This window comes from Bradyrhizobium sp. (genome assembly GCF_035309285.1).
Classification (GTDB): domain Bacteria; phylum Pseudomonadota; class Alphaproteobacteria; order Rhizobiales; family Xanthobacteraceae; genus Bradyrhizobium.
The window spans coordinates 1-5,492 of the sequence record NZ_DATGFH010000068.1 but is presented as its reverse complement, the minus strand read 5'-3'; the positions used below and the strand labels follow the sequence as shown (position 1 = coordinate 5,492).

The following is a 5,492-nucleotide window of genomic DNA, read 5'->3' as shown; positions in this document are numbered from 1 at the left end:
TTGATCGAAAGATCAAACCAGGCCTTCCATTGCCGTAGGGGATCCGCCATTGCCTATGTGGGTAGCTTTTCGTTTTCTGGCGCGACGAGTCGTAGATGCGCAGCCCATGGCGGTTCGTCAAGCCTCGCGATCCGACTTGTTCATCGTCGTCGGACCTCTGAGCCACCTGCAGGCTCGGACTATGGGATACGCGGGCGGAGACGTCTCTTGCCGTCCTAATCCATTGCGGAGGTTTCCTGTGGGTCACGTCCCGACTGGTGGTGTAACTCAGCGGAGCAAGCCGCGAGCGAGCGCGCCTTCCATAGCGCCGTAGTGAGCGAGCGGCTTGCGGTCGGCCATCGATGATTCGTCGGTAAGGTCGGGTTGCGACACACAACCTGATTCGAGGAACCACCGATGACCGACGAGATGATGAACCTTCGGACGCTTTTGGAAAAGAGCTCCGACGCCGATCTGCTGCGCGAGATGATCGGCTTTACGGCGCAGCGCCTGATGGAGTTGGAGGTCGAGGGCCTGACCGGCGCTGCCCATGGCGAGCGTAGTCCGGATCGGCTCAATCAGCGCAACGGCTATCGCGACCGGACGTGGGAGACACGCGCCGGGACGGTAGAGCTGCGCATCCCCAAGCTGCGCAAGGGCAGTTACTTCCCGGGCTTCCTGGAGCCTCGCCGGCTGGCCGAGAAGGCGCTCGCCGCCGTCGTGCAGGAAGCCTACGTGCACGGCGTCTCGACCCGCTCGGTCGACGATCTGGTCAAAGCCATGGGCATGACGGGCATCTCCAAGAGCCAGGTCAGCCGGCTCTGCGAGGAGATCGACGCCAAGGTCACAGCCTTCCTCAGCCGTCCGATCGAAGGCGAGTGGCCCTATTTGTGGATCGATGCCACTTACGTGAAAGTGCGGCAGAGTGGCCGCATCGTGTCGGTGGCGGTGATTGTCGCGGTTGCGGTCAACGCGGACGGCCGCCGCGAGGTGCTCGGCATGGATATCGGACCTTCGGAGGCCGAACCGTTTTGGACCGAGTTCTTGCGCAAGCTCGCCCGCCGCGGCCTGCGCGGTGTCAAGCTGGTGATCTCCGATGCCCATGAGGGCATCAAAGCCGCCGTCGCCAAAGTGCTACACGCCACCTGGCAACGCTGCCGGGTGGGGTCGTTGAAAAACGGCACTCTTGTTCGTTTACTGAGCGGTTCCAGGAGCATATTCGATGCAGGTAGTACCGCCGCAAAAAATCGCAAAGAATGCTGCCGCGAGCCGCTTGAGATTAATTGCTGCGGCGGTGAGGTATGCTTGGATTTTCATGTTGGCCAGCCCGCGCCGAACTGCGCGTGCGAGCCCGTGCCAAGTCTTGGCCTCGCCGTGGAAGCCCTCCGATCGCCAGCGGTGCCGTTGATAGAGCTGCCGATCATTTTTGGACCAGCGTTCACGCCGGCGGCGGGCGCGGAGCAAGGCAGGATAGTCGTTACCAACGACCACGGCCTTGTTGACCCGCCCCTTTGATAGACAGTCGCCCTTCAGGGGGCATCGGGCACAATCTCTTGCCTTCGAGTAGAAGAAGCGGCCATGCTTGATCGGCCTAGCCGGCCGCAAGATATGGCCCGTCGGACACTTCAAAATGTCGTGCTTCGCGTCGTATCGAAAGCGACGCATTGGCACGCGGGATCTGATCGGCTCGGCTTTTGCCGGTATCACCGCGGCGATTTCGCGCCGCTCAAGCGCACCGTACACTTTCGCATAGGCATAACCAGCATCAGCCGTAATGACGTTGATGTCGATACCCGTGGTGGCTTCGATGTCATCCACCTGTAGTTCGATCATGTCGCCTTCGTTCGTTTGCCCGGTCGTGACCTCGACGCCAAGGATGACGCCACACTTGTCGTCGACCGCCGTATGCTGCTTGTAAGCAGGCTCTAACCGTCGATTTCGCGCGTTAGTAGCCATTGTCGCGTCGGGATCGGTCGTGCAGACTTTCTTGTATTTGCCACTCTGCCGGCCGCTTCTCTCGAGCTCTAATTCCTGGTCCGTCCGATTCTCACTCAGCACATCCTGCACATGACGCTCAACCAGACTGTCCCAGCTCACATTGGCTCGGATCAGCGAAGCATCGATGTGCACGATCTCAGCCGTGGCGATCTTCGCCTTCAGGCAGGTCTCGACCGTTCGTTTGAAGATCCTACGGAAGCGCTCTTCGCCCCACCGCTGGCGGATGCGCGTCAGGCTCGAATGATCAGGCAGTTTTTCGTGCAGCGCATAGCCGGAAAACCAGCGAATGGCGACATTGACCTGGGCCTCCCGCATAAGCTTGCGGTCGTGGACAATGCCTATAAGCAGCCCGGCGAGCATCAGCCGCACCGCCGCCTCGGGATCGATTCCAGGCCGGCCATCTTCGAGGCAATAACAGTCGGCAACTTCTTGCCTGAGCCAAGACAGGTCGAGCACGTCGTCGACGCGCACCAGCACATGTTCATCAGGAATGAGTTGCCGGAGCGAGCCCGTGATGAACAGCTCCAGCTGATCCCGCTCTTTGTGCCCGAGCATTTCGCGCTCCCATGTCGCGAATCATTCACGATCACGGAATCAGTCGGCGAGTACTTTTTCAACGACCCCCGGGTCCACTTCATGCGCAATGTGCTGGCTCATGCGGGACGCCAGGGCCGTCGCGTCGTCGCAGCCTTCATCGGCACCGCGTTTGTCCAGGACGACGCCGAGGCCGCCAGCAAGCAATGGCGCGCGGTCGCCGATCAGCTACGTCCGAAAGTGCCGAAGCTCGCCGCATTCATGGACGAGGCGGAGCCCGACGTGCTTGCCTTCATGACCTTCCCCAAGGATCATCGACCGAAAATCCACTCGATCAATCCGCTCGAGCGCCTCAACGGCGAGATCAAGCGGCGCACCGATGTGGTCGGCATCTTTCCGAACGAGGAGGCGATCACGCGCCTGATCGGTGCTTTGCTCCTCGAACAGAACGACGAATGGGCGGTGCAGCGTGGCCGCTACATGAGCCTGGAAACGATCGCGCCATTGAGCGATGATCCCATCATCAGGCTGCCCGCTGTCGCGACAGCTTGATCAGCCCGGCCTTGCCGGAGATCACGAGGCCCCGCCGCTGTTACACCACTCGCAGGGACACGATCGGAACGCGCGGCAGCGTTGCCGCCGCAGCCAGCCTTTGTCCCGCTTTGCCTGCCTGGACCGGTCAGCACGGATTCATGCGAGTGCACGCAGCCCGGGACAATCGAGGTTGAACTGGCGACGGGACATCGTCTGCGCGCTGACGCGTCTGTTGATATTGGGATGCTGCGCACTCTTATCGAAGCGCTGGTTGGCCGATGATCCCTGCACCTGCTGGCTCGTGCGTCTGGCTGGCGACGGGCTTTACCGACATGCGCAAGGGCTTCGACGGCTTGGCGGCGCTAGTGCAGGACCAGCTTCGCCGCGATCCGTTCTGCGGCCAGGCCTTTGTCTTTCGCGGGCGGCAAGGCCGCCTCATCAAGGTTCTGTGGTGGGATGGCCAGGGCCTATGTCTGTTTGCCAAGCGGCTCGAGAAGGGTCGCTTTATTTGGCCGGCGATATCGGCCGGCGCGGCAGCGGCACTGACGCCGGCGCAGCTTGCGATGCTGCTCGAAGGCATCGACTGGCGCGCGCCGATCCGCACTGAGCGACCGCAACTTGCAGGATGAACGCGACATGATGACTCAGGCCCACGGTCGTGGTGGCGAAGCAGCGGGTCCGCGGCTAAAGCTGATTCGTGTCGATCGATCCTGCCGCTCTGCCTGATGACATTGATGCGCTCAAGCGCATCATCGGCGAGCTGGCGCGGGATGCGGTCGCGGCGCGTGCCGAGATCGAGAAGCTGCGCTTCCAACTTGCTCGGTTCAAACGCGCGCAATTTGGCCGCTCGTCGGAGAAGATCGATCGCACCATCGAGCAACTCGAACTGGCGATCGAGACGCTTGATGAGGACCATGCGCAGCGGATCGCAGCAATTCCCGCGGTCGCCGCAGCGGTCGAGGCAACAAACGAACAAACCGCCAAACCGGCCCGACGGCCGTTGCCTGAACACCTGCCGCGTGAGGAGATTGTCCATCCCGGCGCCTGCTGTTGTCCGAACTGCGGCGGTACTTTGCGCCGGATCGGCGCCGACGTGACCGAGAGTCTTGATTACGTGCCAGGCCGCTTCAAAGTGGTGCGGCACGTTCGTGAGGCCTTCTCTTGCCGGCTTTGCGAGGCCATGGTGCAAACGCCGGCGCCGAACCATACGATCGCTCGTGGGCGGGCGGGTCCAGGTCTTCTCGCCCACATCATCGTCTCCAAGTTCGACGACCACCTGCCGCTCTATCGCCAGGCGGAGATTTATGCGCGGGACGGCGTCAATCTGGAGACCTCGACGCTATCCGGCTGGGTTGGGGCAACGGCGGCGGCCTTGGCGCCGCTGGTCGAGGCGCTGCGCCGCGCTGTGATGGGATCTGAAGTTCTGCATGGCGACGATACTCCGATCCCGGTCCTCGCCCCGGGAGCGGGCAAGACCAAAACGGGCCGGTTATGGACCTACGTTCGCGATGAACGTCCGCATCGGGGCGCGAGGCCGCCGGCGGCCATGTTCTTTTATTCCCCGGATCGCAAAGGTGAGCACCCGGTCGCGCATCTGCAGGCCTTCACTGGTGTGCTCCACGCCGACGGCTATGCCGGGTTCAACGGTCTCTACGAAGCCGGCCGCATTGTCGAAGCGGCATGCTGGGCGCATGTGCGGCGCAAATTTTTTGACGTCCACGCGGCCAATGGCTCGGCGATCGCCAAGGAGGCGCTCGATCGCATCGGCACTCTCTATGGCGTCGAGGCGGCCATTAATGGCATGCCGCCCGATGAACGGCGGCGCCAGCGTCAAGCACAATCAAAGTCTATTGGCGACGCTCTCAAGGCCTGGGCGGAACAGATCGGTCCGAAGCTCTCGGGCCGATCGGAACTCGCCGCTGCGTTCCGCTATATGTTGGCACGATGGCTGGCCTTGACCCGATGCTTTGACGACGGCCGACTGAGCCTCGACAATAATCCGGCCGAACGAGCGCTGCGCGGCGTTGCCATCGGCAGGAAGAATTATCTCTTCGCCGGCTCCGACCGCGGCGGCGAACGAGCCGCCGCCATGTACTCGCTCATCGAGACCGCCAAACTCAATGGCGTCGACCCAGAAGCCTATCTGCGCGATGTCCTCGCGCGCATCGCCGACCACCCCAACAATCGTATCGGCAAACTCCTGCCATGGAATTGGCAGCCGGCACAGCAGGTCGCTAAAGCGGCCTAAGGGCCTTCGCCGAGCGGTTACCATCTTCAATACCGACCAGGGCTCGCAGTTCACCGGTGCGGCGTCACCGGCTCACTCGCCGACAACGGCATTGCGATCAGCATGGACGGCAAAGGCGCGCCTGGCGCGACAACGTGTTCGTCGAGCGGCTGTGGCGCAGCGTCAAATACGAGAAAGTGTATCTAAACGCCTATCAGGG

At 62.2% G+C, this 5,492-nt stretch carries 2 protein-coding genes and 4 pseudogenes; 5 read left to right on the top strand and 1 reads right to left on the bottom strand.

What is annotated here, in order from left to right; genetic code table 11:
- Positions 1-396 precede the first annotated feature (396 nt).
- A pseudogene (locus VKR55_RS13145) lies at positions 397-1,158 on the top strand (IS256 family transposase); the annotation flags it as partial.
- A 66-nt stretch (positions 1,159-1,224) separates the two neighbouring features.
- Here the strand turns inward: VKR55_RS13145 and VKR55_RS13140 are convergent.
- Positions 1,225-2,532, bottom strand: a pseudogene (locus tag VKR55_RS13140) (transposase); the annotation flags it as partial.
- 69 nt (positions 2,533-2,601) lie between these two features.
- Here VKR55_RS13140 and VKR55_RS13135 point away from each other — a divergent pair.
- The 4 genes and pseudogenes from VKR55_RS13135 to VKR55_RS13120 form a co-directional block, all read left to right on the top strand.
- Positions 2,602-3,063 (top strand): annotated as a pseudogene (locus tag VKR55_RS13135) (transposase); the annotation flags it as partial.
- A 260-nt stretch (positions 3,064-3,323) separates the two neighbouring features.
- A complete protein-coding gene (tnpB, locus tag VKR55_RS13130) occupies positions 3,324-3,674 on the top strand; it encodes an IS66 family insertion sequence element accessory protein TnpB (protein WP_324403863.1) in 351 nt (116 codons plus the stop codon).
- 68 nt (positions 3,675-3,742) lie between these two features.
- The gene (gene tnpC, locus VKR55_RS13125; protein ID WP_324403861.1) at positions 3,743-5,293 is read left to right on the top strand and encodes an IS66 family transposase; all 1,551 of its coding nucleotides are present in this window, start codon (positions 3,743-3,745) and stop codon (positions 5,291-5,293) included.
- 22 nt (positions 5,294-5,315) lie between these two features.
- Positions 5,316-5,492 (top strand): annotated as a pseudogene (locus VKR55_RS13120) (IS3 family transposase); the annotation flags it as partial.